The sequence below is a fragment of the Asticcacaulis aquihabitans genome (genome assembly GCF_032490435.1).
Lineage (GTDB): Bacteria > Pseudomonadota > Alphaproteobacteria > Caulobacterales > Caulobacteraceae > Asticcacaulis.
Window position 1 is genome coordinate 331,658 of the sequence record NZ_JAVGWM010000001.1, and the last position, 15,998, is coordinate 347,655.

At 58.5% G+C, this 15,998-nt stretch carries 12 protein-coding genes; 8 read left to right on the plus strand and 4 right to left on the minus strand.

From position 1 onward, the window contains the following. Positions 1–118: 118 nt before the first annotated feature. From RCJ00_RS01585 to RCJ00_RS01620, 8 genes are all read left to right on the plus strand, one after another. Positions 119–322, plus strand: coding sequence for a cold-shock protein (locus RCJ00_RS01585; RefSeq protein ID WP_023457734.1), 204 nt, complete (start codon positions 119–121; stop codon positions 320–322). A 383-nt stretch (positions 323–705) separates the two neighbouring features. Further along, on the plus strand, positions 706–3,138 hold the full coding sequence (locus RCJ00_RS01590; RefSeq protein ID WP_316219842.1) for a TonB-dependent receptor plug domain-containing protein: 2,433 nt from the start codon (positions 706–708) through the stop codon (positions 3,136–3,138). Positions 3,139–3,439: 301 nt separating this feature from the next. After that, positions 3,440–4,915 (plus strand): replicative DNA helicase, encoded by a 1,476-nt coding sequence (locus RCJ00_RS01595; RefSeq protein WP_316219843.1) that lies wholly within the window; start codon positions 3,440–3,442, stop codon positions 4,913–4,915. 75 nt (positions 4,916–4,990) lie between these two features. Next, a complete protein-coding gene (gene radA / locus RCJ00_RS01600) occupies positions 4,991–6,361 on the plus strand; it encodes a DNA repair protein RadA (protein ID WP_316219845.1) in 1,371 nt (456 codons plus the stop codon). Positions 6,362–6,499: 138 nt separating this feature from the next. After that, positions 6,500–7,000 carry a CvpA family protein gene (locus tag RCJ00_RS01605; protein WP_316219846.1) on the plus strand — a complete coding sequence of 167 codons (501 nt, stop codon included), beginning with the start codon at positions 6,500–6,502 and terminating at the stop codon, positions 6,998–7,000. Positions 7,001–7,057: 57 nt separating this feature from the next. Further along, on the plus strand, positions 7,058–8,566 hold the full coding sequence (purF, locus tag RCJ00_RS01610) for an amidophosphoribosyltransferase (RefSeq protein WP_316219847.1): 1,509 nt from the start codon (positions 7,058–7,060) through the stop codon (positions 8,564–8,566). A 10-nt stretch (positions 8,567–8,576) separates the two neighbouring features. Continuing rightward, positions 8,577–9,320 (plus strand): SDR family NAD(P)-dependent oxidoreductase, encoded by a 744-nt coding sequence (locus RCJ00_RS01615; RefSeq protein WP_316219848.1) that lies wholly within the window; start codon positions 8,577–8,579, stop codon positions 9,318–9,320. A 135-nt stretch (positions 9,321–9,455) separates the two neighbouring features. Then, positions 9,456–10,784 carry an aminotransferase class III-fold pyridoxal phosphate-dependent enzyme gene (locus tag RCJ00_RS01620; protein ID WP_316219850.1) on the plus strand — a complete coding sequence of 443 codons (1,329 nt, stop codon included), beginning with the start codon at positions 9,456–9,458 and terminating at the stop codon, positions 10,782–10,784. A gap of 39 nt (positions 10,785–10,823) precedes the next feature. Here the strand turns inward: RCJ00_RS01620 and der are convergent, their stop codons facing one another. The 4 genes from der to RCJ00_RS01640 are packed head-to-tail and all read right to left on the minus strand — an operon-like array spanning position 10,824 to position 15,912. After that, complete coding sequence (gene der / locus RCJ00_RS01625) at positions 10,824–12,446, minus strand: ribosome biogenesis GTPase Der (RefSeq protein WP_316219852.1); 1,623 nt, start codon at positions 12,444–12,446, stop codon at positions 10,824–10,826. A gap of 37 nt (positions 12,447–12,483) precedes the next feature. Next, a complete protein-coding gene (locus RCJ00_RS01630; protein ID WP_316219853.1) occupies positions 12,484–13,674 on the minus strand; it encodes an ABC transporter permease in 1,191 nt (396 codons plus the stop codon). A gap of 43 nt (positions 13,675–13,717) precedes the next feature. Further along, positions 13,718–15,136, minus strand: coding sequence for a BamB-related PQQ repeat family beta-propellar protein (locus RCJ00_RS01635; protein ID WP_316219855.1), 1,419 nt, complete (start codon positions 15,134–15,136; stop codon positions 13,718–13,720). Positions 15,137–15,165: 29 nt separating this feature from the next. Further along, positions 15,166–15,912 carry a tetratricopeptide repeat protein gene (locus RCJ00_RS01640; RefSeq protein ID WP_316219856.1) on the minus strand — a complete coding sequence of 249 codons (747 nt, stop codon included), beginning with the start codon at positions 15,910–15,912 and terminating at the stop codon, positions 15,166–15,168. Between the last annotated feature and the right edge of the window lie 86 nt (positions 15,913–15,998).

Consider the following 15,998-nt stretch of genomic DNA (forward strand, 5'->3'; position numbering starts at 1 on the left):
GGTATCTACCGGCACGACCGCCTTATGGCATTCTTCCTAAGACGCACGCTTTTCGGATCGGGTTTCAGTAATTCCGCTGGGATTCAAAGCACAGAGGTGCGATTTCAAGGAGGCCATAATGGCAACAGGTACGGTTAAGTGGTTCAACTCCACCAAGGGTTATGGTTTCATTCAGCCGGATGCCGGCGGTGGCGACGTGTTCGTTCACATCAGCGCCGTTGAACGCGCAGGTCTGCGTTCGCTGAACGAAAACCAAAAGGTCAGCTACGAGCTGGTTACCGAAAAGGGTAAGACCTCGGCAGCCAACCTGCAAACGGTCTAAAAACCGGTCGCAAGACCTAAAAATCAAGCCTCCGCAATTCATTTGCGGAGGCTTTTTCATGCCCAATTTCAAGGAAAAGTGGCATCAATGTGATCACAAAACGTTTCAGCATCGCATTTAGGATAACGACCGAGCTAATCTAATCTCCGCGCACGCGCATCGATAATTACAATTAACATATTGAACAAAAACATTATTTATACATTTTTTATTTTCGCCTGACGGCTATTAAATAGATTTTCTAATCCAATCTTCGACGATTTATTGCGCTGCCGCATCTTTAAATGTGACGGTAATGAGACCAATTAGGCATCAGCACAACCGCACGAGTCGGACACAATCGCCAAAACAGGCGAGCCCGGACCGAAACCAGGAGTTAAACCATGTCTGCCAAATCCCTTGCTGGCCGCCAGCTATTTCTTTCCACCGCCCTTGTCCTCAGCCTGTCGGCATCGTTCGCCGTTCCGGCTTTCGCTCAAGAGGCTGCCCAGCCTGCCGCCGACGAGCCGGCGACGGAGGTCGTGGTCACTGGCCAGCGCGCCAGCCGTCGCTCCCGCCTCGATACACTTGCCCCCGTGGACGTCGTCACAGCGCAGAGCCTGCAATCGCAAGGCAATACCGAACTGGGCCAGGCCTTGTCGCGTGTCGCTCCCAGTTTGAATTTCCCGCGTCCTGCCGGCGTTGACGGTACGGACAGCATCCGCCCGGCATCCTTGCGCGGCCTGTCTCCCGATCAGACTCTTGTTCTCGTTGACGGCAAGCGCCGCCACACTTCGGCCCTGGTCAATCTGAACGGTTCCGTGGGCCGCGGATCGTCCGCCGTTGATTTGAATACTATCCCCGAAGTCTCCCTTGACCGCGTAGAGGTCCTTCGTGACGGCGCCTCCGCCCAATATGGATCGGATGCCATCGCCGGCGTTCTGAACCTGCATCTGCGCGAAGCCCGTAGCGGTGGCGGTCTTAGCTTCTCCTATGGCGAATATGATACCGACATTAAAGCCGCCAATTCGTCGCGTCATGCGTCTGATGGCGCCACCACCAACCTGAACGGCTGGATCGGCCTTCCGCTTGGCTCGGACGGCTTCGTTACCATCTCCGGTGAAGTTCGCCGCCGCAACCCGACCTCGCGCGGCGATATCGATGCTCTGGTAAGCCCGGCCGTCGTCACCAGCCGCTATGGCGATCCGGCCCAGTCGAGCTATGCCTTCTTCGTCAACGCCGGCAAGCCGCTGAACGACGACTGGACTCTGTATGCCAACGCCAGCGTCAGCGACCTGGATTCGAAGAGCGCCGCCTTCTTCCGCCACGCCAACGCGTCCGGTAACGTTCCTGCCATTTATCCGAACGGCTTCCTGCCTATCATCAATGCGCAATCGGGTGACTATTCGGCCACCGTCGGTCTTCGCGGCAATCTGGGCGCCTGGACCAGCGACATTTCGCTGAGCAACGGCGGCAACAAGATCGATTACTATACGCTAAACAGCGTCAACCCGTCCTACGGTGCCGCCTCGCAGCGCGATTTTTATGACGGTCAGTTGAAGTACGGCCAAACCGTCTTCAACGCTGACTTTAGCCGCCCGTTCGAAGTCTCAGGCTGGGCTGGGCCATTGACCCTCGCCGTCGGTCTCGAAGCCCGCAGCGAGACCTATCAGATCCGCGCCGGTGAGGTGCAATCCTATGCCTTAGGTCCGGTCACGACCAAGTCGGCTGGTGCGCAAGGCTTTGGCGGCTTCCAGCCAAGCAACGCGGTTGATGTCGATCGTGACAATGTTGGCGTGTACGCCGATGTTGCCGCCGACATTACCGACCGATTCAGCTTTGACGCCGCCGTTCGGGCCGAAAACTACTCCGACTTCGGCGACAACCTGTCCGGTAAACTGGCTGCACGTTACAAGCTGACCGACGATTTGGCCATCCGCGGCTCTGTGTCGTCCGGTTTCCGTGCGCCGTCTCTGGCTCAACAGTATTTCACCTCGACTGCGTCCGTTCTTGTAACGAACAACGGTAACGCCACTATCGTTGAAACCGGCACCTTCCCGGCGACCAGCCCGGTGGCGGCAACGCTGGGTGCCCAACCGTTGAAAGCCGAAAAATCGACCAACTATAGCCTGGGGGCTGTCTGGCATAAGGGGCCGTTCGAGTTGACGGTCGATGCTTATCAGATCGAAGTGAATGACCGCATCGTTCTGTCGGAAAACATTTCCGGCTCGAACGTGACGCCCGTCTTGGCGCCCTATGGCGTTTCGGCCGCACGCTTCTTCATCAATGGGGTCGATACGACCACCAAGGGTGTTGATATTGTTGGAAACTATCGCATTCCGACCGAGAATTTCGGCCGCTTTAACCTTTCGCTCGCCTATAACCACAACGAGACCGAGATCGACAAGCTGCCGACGCTTTCGAATTCGCCGCTTAATCCGCAACCGGTTCTGTTCGCCCGTATTCGTCAGGTCATCTTGACCAATTCGCAGCCTGAAGACAAAGCCACCTTCGGCGTTGACTGGCAAAAGGCTGGCTGGTCCGTCAACGGACGCGCCACCTATTACAGCGACGTAACCGATCCGGCGGCTGTGCAGGCGAACGATATCCATTCGGGCGACAAAACCCTGGTCGATCTGTCCGGCAGCTATCGTTTCGGCAGCGGCACCACTGTCACAATCGGCGCCGACAACCTGTTCGATGTCTATCCGGATGCGACACCGGCAGCCTTGAACGTCACCAGCGGTAATGGCGTGGGCGCCCTCGCCTTCACCCGCTTCTCGCCGTTCGGTTTCAATGGCCGATACGTCTACGCTCGGGTTTCGCAATCCTGGTAACCAGTCCTGGTAATCAGGTACGTAGGGTCTGATATAGCCAGACTCGCCTAATGCTGAAGGCGCCTCATCTTCTGGATGGGGCGCCTTTTCTTGTTGGCTGGGACATATGGCGCCCGCTTCAAATTTGCACGCTTAACCGCATTTTTGTACACTTTGGGTGTGCCCAATTTGCGGAAGACTCGCCAACTTATCCCCATAGTTCACAGCCTGTGAATTGGCCCTAAGTGGAAAGGTGGGGGCGGCCGCAGAATCTACCGGGACAGTTCTTGCCTTTCCTGTTTTAACTCTGTTTATGCCCGTCATGCCTGATACCTTGTCCCCCGCCGTTCCCGCCGCCGAAGCGCCATCGACCATTCCGCACAACCTGGAAGCGGAACAGGCCCTGCTCGGATGCCTCCTGTTCGACAACGGCGCCTATGAACGCCTTTATGACGGGCTGCAACCCCGCCATTTCTACGAGCCGTTCCATCAACGGCTGTTTGCCGTGATCGAAGACCAGATTCGTGTTGGCCACTTGGCAGAGCCCATCGTTCTGCTCGACAAGTTCAAAAACGACCAAGCCTTTCAGGACCTGGGCGGGATCCGCTATTTTGCCGACCTGGTGGACCGTGCACCGCCGGCGGCGAACGCGTCCGACTATGCGCGCGTCATCTATGACCTGGCCCTGCGCCGTGACCTGATCCGTCTGGGCGGCGAAATCGCCAAGTCGGCCGTGGGCCAACAGAACGCCCGGGACCAGATCGAAGCGGCCGAAGCCCAGTTGTTCGCCATGGCCGAAACCGGCAGTTCCTCTTCGGGGTTTGTTACCTTCTCCGACGCCGTAGCCGGCGCGCTGAATCACGCCGAGGAAGCCTTTCACCGGGATGGTGGTCTGGCCGGGGTATCGACCGGCTTGGTCGATCTCGACAAGCAAATCGGCGGGTTGCACAAATCCGACCTGATTATTCTGGCCGGTCGCCCCTCCATGGGCAAAACCGCCCTGGCGACCAATATCGCCATGAATATCGCCAAGAATTACGCCTATGAGCCGCAACCGGACGGCACCCGTAAAACGGTGCGTGGTGGCGTCGTCGCCTTCTACTCGTTGGAAATGTCGGCAGACCAGTTGGCCGGGCGTCTGCTCGCCGATGCCTCCGGCGTCGCCTCCGACAAGATCCGTAAGGGCGAGATCAACCCGGGTGAATTCGTACGTATCAAGGACGCCGCGATGGAAATCAGCGCGTCGCCTCTCTACATAGATGATACCGGCGGCATTACGCTGGCCAAGCTCACTGCCCGCGCCCGCCGTTTGAAGCGGACATCTGGCCTTGACTGTCTCATCGTCGACTACCTTCAGCTTGTCACCATTGGCGACACCGGCGGCAATATGAACCGCGTACAGGAAGTGTCGACCATAACCATGGGCCTGAAAACCCTGGCTAAGGAACTGGCCATCCCGGTCATCGCCCTCTCGCAGCTGTCGCGAAGCGTTGAAAGCCGCGACGACAAGCGTCCTCAGCTCTCCGATCTTCGGGAATCCGGCTCGATCGAGCAGGACGCCGATATCGTGATGTTCGTCTATCGTGAAAGCTACTATGTCGGCCGCTCCGAACCGCGCGAGGGCACGCCGGAGCACTTGACCTGGCAGGAAGATATGGACCGCCTGCGCGGCACCGCCGAAGTCATTATCGGCAAGCAGCGTCACGGTCCCATCGGCACGGTCAAACTGTCCTTCGACGAAAACGTCACGCGCTTTGGCAATTTGGCCCAGGGCGGTCGCTACGACAACTACGAATAACGATAGCGGCGTAGCGGTTGACAGTGCCTCCAAATAGGAACATATGAAGAACAAATACCTTCATATGAGTGCTCCATGGCCCGTGATCATGCCGTCTATGTCTGTCAATCCTGCGGTAATGTCCACAATAAGTGGGCGGGGCAATGTGGCGGATGCGGCCAGTGGAACACGCTGGTCCAGGAAGCCTTCAGTGCGCCGCCGGGGGCACTGAAGCCCGAAACGGCCGGGAAGATTTCCCGCCTGAGCAAGCTGCAATTCGAAACCCTGGAAAGCGAAGACAAAGATCCGGTCCGCATGGTCACCGGCATCCAGGAGTTTGACCGAGTCTGCGGCGGCGGGATTGTGCCCGGCTCGGCGATATTGATCGCTGGCGATCCAGGCGTCGGCAAATCAACTCTGTTATTGCAGGTGGCCGCCAATGCAGCGCTAAAGAACCTAAAAGTCGCCTACATATCCGGTGAAGAGGCCGTCGAACAAATTCGCGGGCGGGCGTCGCGCATGAACCTGTCCAAGGCGCCGGTGGATTTGGCGGCGGAAACCGCGCTTCGCACCATACTCGATGCCCTGAAGCGCGAAAAATTTGATCTCGTCATCATCGATTCCATTCAGACCCTATGGTCCGACGCGGTCGAGGCGGCGCAAGGCTCGGTGTCTCAGGTCCGCGCCTGCGCCGGTGAACTGGTGCGACTGGCCAAGAAGCAATCGACCTCCATCATCATGGTGGGTCACGTCACCAAGGAAGGACAGATTGCGGGCCCCCGCGTCGTGGAACATATGGTCGATGCTGTCCTGTCTTTCGAAGGCGAGCGCGGCTATCCGTTCCGTATTCTGCGCGGCACGAAAAACCGGTTCGGCGCCACGGACGAAATCGGCGTATTTGAAATGGGCGACGCGGGTTTACGCGAAGTGCCCAACCCGTCCGCCCTGTTTCTCGGCGATGGTCATGAACGCGCCTCCGGTTCGGCCGTTTTCGCTGGCATAGAAGGGTCGCGTCCGGTGCTGGTCGAAGTGCAGGCCCTGGTCGCACCTTCGGCCTACGGAACGCCCCGCCGGGCGGTCGTCGGCTGGGATTCCGGCCGGCTGGCCATGATACTGGCCGTTCTGGAATCCCGGTGCGGCGTCGGCTTCGGTCAAAAGGATGTCTATCTGAATGTGGCCGGTGGCTTGCGCATCTCCGAGCCGGCGGCGGATCTGTGCGCTGCCCTGGCTTTAGTTTCCGCCCTCACCGATACCCCCCTGCCCCGTGACTGCGTGGTATTCGGCGAAATCAGCCTGTCCGGCGATGTGCGTTCGGTTTCCCGGTCCGAGGCGCGTCTGAAAGAGGCGCTGAAACTAGGGTTTTCAAGTGCCGTCACGGCGCAGTCGGCCGCCGAAAACGCACCTTTGCAGGTTCGAGGCTACACGACCCTGATCGATGCCGTTACCGGGCTATTTCCCCAGGGCTGACCCGTCTCTCGGTTAACCTATATTGTTATGGTCCGGCGCAGATGGTATGAATTGGATCCGCCCCGCCACTTCGCGTTTTGAATAAAAACGTGTCGGGGGCTGGAAAACGGGGCCGGCCGTCACATATGGGGGATACGCGTGGAAGTCTACGATTTCATCTTTCTGGTCTTGTTGGCCATATCGTGTTTCGCGGGCTTCATTCGCGGCGCCACTAAGGAGCTGGTCAATCTGATCGCCTTCTTTCTGTCGCTCTTCATCGCCTTTCTGTCGCAGCCTTTTCTCTCCAAGACCTTCCACCTCGATACGATTACCTCCTATATCGGTGCGTTTGTCACCTTTCTGGTTCTGTATTTCGGTATCCGCTACATGGGCCATGCCCTTTCGGACCGCATCCAGAAGCAGAAGGCGCTGAACACCTTCGACCGCGTTCTCGGGGTCGGTATCGGAATCTTCCGTACACTGGTGGTTTTGGGCGTAATCCATTTGCTTTTTTCGCTGGTCACGCCTATTGACCGGCAGCCGCACTGGTTCCGCGCCGCCAAGATCTACCCGCTGAGCGTTAAATGCGCCCAGCTCATCCAGGCCTTCATTCCCGCCAGTTTGGGAGTGGGTGACCGGGTGGCCGAAACCCAGAAGTAACTGACCGTTTAGGGAGCCCGCTACCGGACGGTCGAAGCGTTATAGAAAAGAGATTCCATGCTGTTGTCTCAGCCTGAACTGTCTGCTCTCACCGATCCCGACGCCACCCCACGCGACTCCGACGACGACCGACCCCGCCTGGAATGCGGGGTGTTTGGCATTCATGGCATCGATGACGCCAGCGCCATTACGGTCCTTGGCATGCACGCCCTCCAGCATCGCGGCGAAGAAGCCTGTGGCATCGCCTCCTGCGACGGCAAGCGTTTCTATACTGAACGTGAGCACGGCCTGGTCGGCGACGTATTTACCCAGCCTCAGGTGGTTGCCCGCCTGAAAGGCCGTGCCGCCATCGGTCACACACGGTATTCGACGTCAGGCGGCGCCTTCATCCGCAACGTTCAGCCCATGTTCGCCGACCTCGACGACGGCGGTATTGCCCTGGCGCACAACGGCAATCTGACCAATTTCATGCACCTTCGCACCAAGTTGGTGGCTGAAGGTTCCATCTTCCAGTCGACCTCCGATTCGGAGGTCATTTTGCATCTGATCGCCCGTTCGCGGTCGCTGAAGATCATCGACCGCTTTATCGATGCGCTGCGCCATATCGAAGGCGGCTTCGCCCTGGTCGCACTGACACGCAGCATGCTGATCGGCGCGCGCGATCCGCTCGGTATCCGCCCGCTGGTTATCGGCAAGCTGGGCGACTCCTACGTGCTGGCGTCGGAAACCTGCGCCCTTGACATGATCGGCGCCACCTTCATCCGCGACGTTGAAAATGGCGAAGTCATCCAGATCGACGAAAGCGGGCTGACCTCTTTCAAGCCCTTCGGTGCAAAGACCGCCCGTCCCTGCCTCTTCGAATACATCTATTTCGCCCGTCCCGACAGCGTTGTGAATGGCAAGTCCATCTACGACGTGCGCAAGCGCATGGGACGCCAGTTGGCGATAGAACACCCGGCTGACGCCGATATTGTCGTGCCCGTGCCCGATTCGGGCGTGCCCGCGTCGCTGGGCTTCTCGGAACAGTCCGGCCTGCCGTTCGACCTCGGCATCATTCGCAACCACTATGTCGGCCGTACCTTCATTCAGCCGACCCAGGGCATTCGCGATCTGGGCGTCCGTAAGAAGCACGCGCCGAACCGTATCGTGCTCGAAGGCAAGCGTGTCGTCCTCATCGACGATTCTATTGTACGCGGAACGACTTCCGTCAAGATCGTCCGAATGGTGCGCGCCGCCGGCGCGAAGGAAGTTCACTTGCGTTCGGCCAGTCCTCCGATCATGTGGCCGGATTTCTACGGCATTGACATGCCTGACCGTGAAAAACTGCTCGCCGCCAACCACACCTTGGAAGAAATGCGCCAAAAGCTGGAATGTGACAGCCTTGGCTTCCTGTCGGTCGATGGTCTCTATAAGGCGATGGGACACACGGGACGCGACGCGGCCCAGCCCCAGTTTACTGACCACTATTTTACCGGTGAATATCCGACCCGCCTGACCGATCGCGAAGGCGCCGAGGGCGATACCAATGCCGGCGCACAACTCTCCTTGCTCGTAAACGCCCACTGACGAGACCGCAATGACCCAGCATACCGGCCGTATCGCCCTGATCACCGGCGCTTCACGGGGCATAGGACGCGCCTGTGCCCTTGGCCTCGCCAAGGCGGGCGCTCAGGTTATTGCCTGTGGGCGGTCCAAGGCCGCCCTCGAAGAGCTTGACGATGAGATTTTCGCGGCTACGGGTCAACACGCCACTCTGATACCGTTCGATATCACTGACGGCGACGCTATGGACCGGCTGAGTTCCGTATTGTTCGAACGCTTCGGACGTATCGACGTTCTGGTGCATGCCGCCGCCATTTCAGGCACGCTCAGCCCGGTTACGCATCACGAGCCGAAGGACTTCGAAAAAATCGTCAGCGTCAACCTGTTGGCGACCTGGCGCCTGCTTCGCGCGATGGAACCTCTCTTGCGCCAATCGGCGGCCGGGCGCGCCATCTTCCTGACAACGGGAGCTACCGTGACAACCGGTCGCGCCTTCTGGGGCCCCTATGGCGCGACGAAAGCGGCCATGGAAACATTGGTACGCGCCTGGGCGGATGAAATCGAAATTACGCCAATCCGCGCCGCATTGGTGTCTCCCGGCGCCATGCGCACCCGTATGCGGGCCGCCGCCTATCCCGGTGAAGAGCCGGAAAGCGTGCCGCACCCCAATGAGATCGTTCCTTTGGTTCTGACCCTTGCCGATCCAGGCCGCATACCGCCTTTGGAGACGATCCATTTCCCGGATTGGCGCGCACAGAACGCCGACATCGTCGCCTGATTGGCTAAAAGCGCACTCTTCGTGGATGCGCTTTTTTTTGCGCCTGCGAAAAGTCAAAATGTATATTTTTGTAGTCAATTTGCACATTTTCACTTTCATTTTGTGAAATTTGAGATCACACTCGCGGGCATGAACATGCATACGCCCCCAACCTATCCTCGTGCCCGCAGCGCAGAGATGCTGGAAGAACTCGGCAAGTACGTCATCGCCGAACCCTATCCCTTTGTCGTCGACCTGGCCAATTCAAAGGGCATGACCCTGGCGACCGTCGATGGCGATCGTATTACCGACTGGTGCGGCCTCTACGGCTCAAAATTGCTTGGCTACAATCATCCGCGTCTGTTCGAACCCGACTACATGCGTGAACTGGTCCTGGCCGCCAATAACAAGATGGCCAACCCGGATTTCCTGACGCCGCAATGCCTGGCCTATTACCGCCTGCTGCATCGGCTGGCGCCGGTCTGCATGCGCGGTCAGCATGTCGAGGTCTATGCCGTCAATTCGGGGGCCGAAGCCGTCGAAAACATGATGAAGTACCTCATCAACCTGCATAATCATAAATTGCAGGCAAAGGGCAAGACAGCGCTCACCCATCGCTTTATCTATTTTGAACAAGCCTTTCACGGACGTACGGTTTATGCGCTCAACATCACCGAGCTGACGCACGACCCCGTCGCGACCCGTGATTTTCGCGGCATCATTCAGGGCAATATACAGGTGCCCTTTCCCGAATACGATGCCCGCCTGTCCATCGCCCAGAACGAGCACATTGTCGATCAGACCCTGAGCCTGCTTGAATCATTCATGAAAGACCATGCCGATGAAATTGCCGGCGTGATTCTCGAGCCCTTGCAGGGCGCTGGCGGTCATCGCCTGGCCCTTCCCCGCTTTTATCAAGGGCTGTCGAAGCTCTGTCACCGTTATGATATCGGCTGGGGCCTTGACGAAGTGCAGACCTCCGGCGGACAGACCGGCGCGGTTTTCTCCATCGACCTGTTCGATGTCCCATACCCGCCGCAATCCATCGCCGTCGCCAAGAAGTTCGGCAATGGCGCAGTCTATATGCTCAATCCGATGGAAGACATCGGCGTGCTCGATTCGACCTGGGGCGGCACGCTCGCCGACATGGTGCGTTTCGTCCAGGAGTGGCAGATTGTCGAAGACGAAGATCTTTTGGCGCAGGTCGCGGACAAGGGCCAGCGCCTGTTCGATGGGCTGAATGCTCTGGTGGACCGCTTCCCACACCTGATTGGTAATGTGCGTGGCCTTGGGCTTTATCAGGGCTTCACGGTGCTGGAAAAGCGCAACAAGGGCCGGCTGGTGGATTTGGCGCTCGAAACCGAAAGCCTTCTCCTTTTGGGTGCTGGCACGGATAGCATCCGCTTCCGCCCACCCCTCGATGTCACGCTTGATGATATCGACGCCATGCTGATCCGTTTGGCACGCGTCCTAGAACAGCTTTAGACACGATATGAAAAAGGCCTCCGAAAGGAGGCCTTTTTGCTATCTCTTGCCTCTGCCCGACGGCTTTGAACGTCCGCCCGGAGCCGCAGCGCCGGGTTTTGTGCTCGGCGCCATGGCACGGGTCTTCACAGCCTTGGCCTTTGCAACATCGGCGCGCGCCTTGACGGCAACCTTGACCTTCGGCGTCGCTGGGGCGGTTCCCTTCGGCTTCTGCCGAACACGGTTGGGGTGCGCCGGCTTTTCACCCGGCTTCATTTTCGGCTTGGCGCGCACGCGCGGCGGCCCCGAACTTTCGCCACTGGTGGCATCGACATAAGGATTGGTCGTCGAATTCGCCTTCACCGTCACGCGAATAGGTACACCCGGCATATCAAAGGATTCACGCAAGCTATTGATAAGATAGCGGCGATAGTGATCCGGCATGGCGTAGGCGCGCGCTGCGAACAACACGAACGTCGGTGGACGGCCCTTGGTCTGGGCCATGTATTTCGGCTTGATGCGCTTGCCGTCGACAGCGGGGGGCGGATGGCGTTGAATGGCCAGGGCCAGCCAATCGTTGAGGTCCCGTGTCTTGATCTTGGCCGACCAGTTGCGATAGGTCTTCAAGACCGCCGGCATAAGGCGTTCCAGCCCACGTCCCGTCGCACCCGACAAAGTCACCAAAGGCGTACCGCGCAACTGCGGCAGCATGCGTTCGGAAATTTCGAGAATTTCCGCCATACGGGCCTGCGGTTCCTCGACCAGATCCCATTTGGAGACAGCATAGACCAAGCCGCGCCCTTCGCGTTCCACCAGGTCCGCAATCTGAAGGTCTTGAACTTCGAAGGCGTTCGCTTCATCCATCACCAACACCACGACCTCAGCGAAGGTAATAGCGCGGATGGTGTCAGCTGTAGACAGCTTTTCCAGCTTTTCCTGGACCCGCGCCTTCCGGCGCAGCCCCGCCGTATCAACCAGACGGATGGTCCGGCCTTCGTATTCCCAGTCAACACTGATCGAATCGCGGGTGATACCGGCCTCTGGTCCTGTCAGCAGACGGTCTTCACCCAACAGCTTGTTGATCAGGGTCGATTTGCCCGCGTTCGGACGGCCGATGATAGCGATACGGATCGGTTTGGTCTCTTCATCCTCGTCCTCAGCCTCGCTGTCCATGAAGTCGCCTTCAACCAGCTGGCGATACTTCTCGGTCACGTCATAAAGCTCGGAAATGCCTTCGCCATGCTCAGCCGACAGGTGGATAGGCTCACCGAAACCCAGCACGCGCGCCTCTTCCGCCGTGGCGGCGGCCTGATGGCCTTCCGCCTTGTTGGCGATCAAAACGACAGGCGTGTCCTTCCTGCGCAAGATATCGGCGAAGATACGGTCAAGTGGCGTAACACCTTCGCGGGCGTCAACGATGAAAAACGCCACATCGGCTTCATCGATTCCACGCTCGGTCTGAATACGCATGCGCGCTTCGAGGGAATGATCGCTCAGGTCTTCAAAACCGGCGGTATCGATCAGTTCCAGGTCAATGTCACCGATGCGGCCGGTGGCGTAGCGACGGTCGCGCGTGACGCCGGGCTGGTCATCGACGATGGCCAGCTTCTTTCCCGCCAGGCGGTTAAACAGGGTCGATTTGCCGACATTGGGCCGGCCGACAATAGCTATTCTTAAAGGCATGGCCGCCTTATAGCGAAAATCGTCACAATAGCCACTTTTATTCGTATCTGAGCGCGTCAACCGGTTCGAGCTGGGCCGCCGACAAGGCCGGGACCAGCGCGCACAAGCAACTGGCAGCCAGGACGCCGATCACAATGAAGACCACTTCGACGACATCCAGCCTGGCCGGAAGATAGGCCGCGCCCACCAGCCCGGTCTGCACATGAAAGAGGCTGTTCAAAGCTTTCTGAGCCGGCACCATCCAAGCGACAATGACGACACCCAGAGTTAGACCGGTAAACGTGCCGGCGGTGCCGATCATGGCGCCTGACAGGAAGAAAATACGCGCGATCGAACCGCTACCTGCCCCTATGGTGCGTAATATGGCGACATCGCGCGCCTTGTTCTTCACCAACATGACAATCCCCGCGATGATGCTCAGAGACGCAATGATGGTAACGAAGAACAGGATGATCCGCATGACGGTTTCTTCCAGCTTCAACGCCTGCCAGATTATCTTATCGCGGTCTTTCCAGCTTACGACTTGCCCATTGGGACCGGCCACGCGTTTTAGGTCGCTAAGTATGCGGTCTACCCGATATGGGGAGTCGGTGCGCAACTCGACGACATCCCATTTGCCGTTACGGTGCAAAAGGGTCTGCGCTGCCGTCCATGGCACATAGACGTAGGTGGCATCCACCCTGCCCGCATTTGATCGAAAGATGCCGGAAACAATATATGTCGCGCTGCTGGACGTCAGGTCGAGCCCGCTGCCGACAGGGACGGTCACGGAAAGGGTGTCGCCTACCCCAAGCCCCATATTATCGGCCAGATCGCCGCCGATCAATACACCATCGCCGCGTTTGTAAGCCTCAAAGGAACCGGCCACCAGGTAATGATCTATTCCCGCCTTTTGCAAGGCGTCATCCTTGCCGCTACGGACATAGATGTTGGCATTGCCCGCCGTCGCCGCGGCAATGCCCGCCATTTGCACGTAGGGCTCCACACTCGTAACGCCGTCTACACGCAATAGCCGGGCGGCCAAGCCGTCACGCGTTCGATCATCGTTGATGGCCGCGCCGGTAATATCGACATGACTGTTGAAGATCAGGTGATTTCCGAGCAATTGCCCTTGCAGCCCATGAACAACAGACATTATCGCGATAAGCGCCGTCACCGCCAGCGTAACCCCGACGTACGAAATTATGGCGATAACGGTTATGCCGCCATTGGCACGCCGGTTACGCAAATAGCGAACCGCGAGGTCGAATTCCCAGCGCCGGAAGGGCAAATTACCGGATCGCAACCAGTTTGGCGTCGTCTGTCACCACGAACAACTTGTCTCCGACGACAATCGGCGTGATGAAGGCAGCACCGCCCAGCTTGATCGTTTCCTTGCGCTCGCCGCTCTTCGGATCGAAAGCGACTGCTTCGCCTTCCGAATTGACGATCACCAGCCGGTTTGACGCAAGCACAGGACCGGACCACAACGGAATCTTGCCAACCTTCTTTTCGCGCCCCAGGCCGAAGAAGCCCTTCTTGGTCTTCTGTATCCCCTCATTAAGGTCCTTGATCCAATAGACCTGGCCGCTTTCACGGCTGATGCACACCAATTCGCCTTGCAGGCTGATAATGAAGACAACGTCTCCGGCAACCCACGGTGTGTTGATGCTATCGACGTCTACCTTCCATTTGGGATTGCCCGTCCGTACATCCATGGCCTGGAAGACACCGGAATGGCTGGCCGCGAATACGACGCCGCCGGCCAGAACGGGGCGGCCGGATATATCGCGGATCTGCGACATGGCGTTGGTACGCGTGGATTGCGCCAGTGTCTGAGACCACACAGGATCACCGGTCGCGGCGCTTAAGGCCACCAGTTCACCCGAAGAAAACGGCGCATATACGACGTCGTTGGCTACGATGGGCGCCGAGGTTTTCAAAAGACGGGCAGGCTCCGCCATGGCCTGATAGGTCCACACCATTTCACCGGTAGACTTATCGAAAGCGAAAATCTGATTGTCGACATCGCTGGCGAAAACATGCGTTGCGTCAACGGTCGGCGCGGCGTGAAGTTGTGTATCGACAGCCTTTTCCCACAGTTGTGCGCCTGTGGAAGCGTCGAGCGCCTTGATAAAGCGGTAACCGGACGTGACGTAAAGCTTGCCGTCCGACAGGGCGAGGCCGCCGCCGAAACCGGTCTTGTCACGCTTCAGACGCGGGTTGAGATCCACGCTCCAAACCTGGGCGCCGCTGTTCACGTCAAACGCCGAAACACGCGCTTCGCCGTCCATCACATAGATGGTCTTTCCATCGGAAACGGGCTGAGCCAGGACTTCGGTGACGCCCTTGCTGCGCGCCCCAATGCCCTTGCTCCACGCGACGCGGAAGTCACTGGCGGCCGCGGCATTTTCAACCACGACGCCTGGGCCACCGGCCACAGGCCAATTATCGACCGCGGCTGGTGCCGGCAAATAATAGCCAACGCCTTTTAAGCTCTTTGACGGCTGCAACTGCTGATCAAAGGCGACGATGGAAATACGCTTGCCTTGGGACGCCACAGCCGAGTCTTCGGCGTTCTTGCCCTTAAGCGGGTTCAGGCGGCTGACTGTCGAGCAGCCGCTCAGGCTGAGCGCAACCGCTACCCCCAGAACGAGAAGGCTCGGGGCTTTGGATTTAACCTTCGACAAGTTCATAAGCGCGTTTTCCATGACAAGAATTCTGAATTTAGCCGGCGGATTTATTGGGCAGGCATTTGTTGCATTTGCGCGCCCGGCTGCATCTGCGGCATGACAGGCATAGGCGCTTCGGGCAGCTTGACCAGCGCCTGGGCCGTCGTTACGGCGCCCGAATCGATAGCGGCTACGAAGGCCGAGGCGCGTTGCTTGACACCGTCGGGCGTACCGAGCGTCACCGACAGAACCTGCAGATCGGATCGCGCCCCTTTGACGTCACCCTTCTGCAACTTGGCCATGGCCAAGGCTTCCTTTGCGAGCGCTGCATAGGGACGTCCCTCCTTGGTCAGCGGCGTCAGGCGCTTTTCGATATCGGCGTAGGGCGTCGTGTCCATGGCCAGCATGGCGGACTTGAGGGCCGCGCCGTCGCTGATCATAGGAATGCTGGTAGCCTTGGCGGCAAGATCGAGATCCTTGATGGCCTCAGGCGTGTTTTTATCGTCGAGCGCAATACCCGCCAGATGTTGATAAGCCATGGCGGTGTAGGTCTTGTTGCCCGCCTTGGCCGCTTCTTCGAACTTCGTCTTAGCGACAGCCTTGTCGCCCTTGGCCAGCGACTCGATCCCGGCGGCATAGACTTCAGACGCCTTCGCCGACGCATTATTTTGCCATGCGCTATAGCCAGCGATGGCCAGGGTGATCACCAGGGCAGCGACCAGTACACCGATAACCCACGGCAATGCCCGCTTGACGATGGACACCCATTTGTCGGCGCGCAGGTTCTCTTCGGTTTCGTCAAAAATATCGCTCACGGCGAATCCTTATCATCTCGTCTTCGGAGGAAGCGGAAGTGCTTCAATTCGGCGCGAAACTAGCCGTTGGCTATCGTTAACGCAAC

Coding starts and splice junctions, on each gene's coding strand:
- RCJ00_RS01620 (WP_316219850.1), top strand. CDS start 9,456: ATGCATACGCCCCCAACCTATCCTCGTGCCCGCAGCGCAGAGATGCTG.
- der (WP_316219852.1), bottom strand. CDS start 12,446: ATGCCTTTAAGAATAGCTATTGTCGGCCGGCCCAATGTCGGCAAATCG.
- RCJ00_RS01585 (WP_023457734.1), top strand. CDS start 119: ATGGCAACAGGTACGGTTAAGTGGTTCAACTCCACCAAGGGTTATGGT.
- purF (WP_316219847.1), top strand. CDS start 7,058: ATGCTGTTGTCTCAGCCTGAACTGTCTGCTCTCACCGATCCCGACGCC.
- radA (WP_316219845.1), top strand. CDS start 4,991: ATGGCCCGTGATCATGCCGTCTATGTCTGTCAATCCTGCGGTAATGTC.
- RCJ00_RS01635 (WP_316219855.1), bottom strand. CDS start 15,136: ATGGAAAACGCGCTTATGAACTTGTCGAAGGTTAAATCCAAAGCCCCG.
- RCJ00_RS01595 (WP_316219843.1), top strand. CDS start 3,440: ATGCCTGATACCTTGTCCCCCGCCGTTCCCGCCGCCGAAGCGCCATCG.
- RCJ00_RS01615 (WP_316219848.1), top strand. CDS start 8,577: ATGACCCAGCATACCGGCCGTATCGCCCTGATCACCGGCGCTTCACGG.
- RCJ00_RS01590 (WP_316219842.1), top strand. CDS start 706: ATGTCTGCCAAATCCCTTGCTGGCCGCCAGCTATTTCTTTCCACCGCC.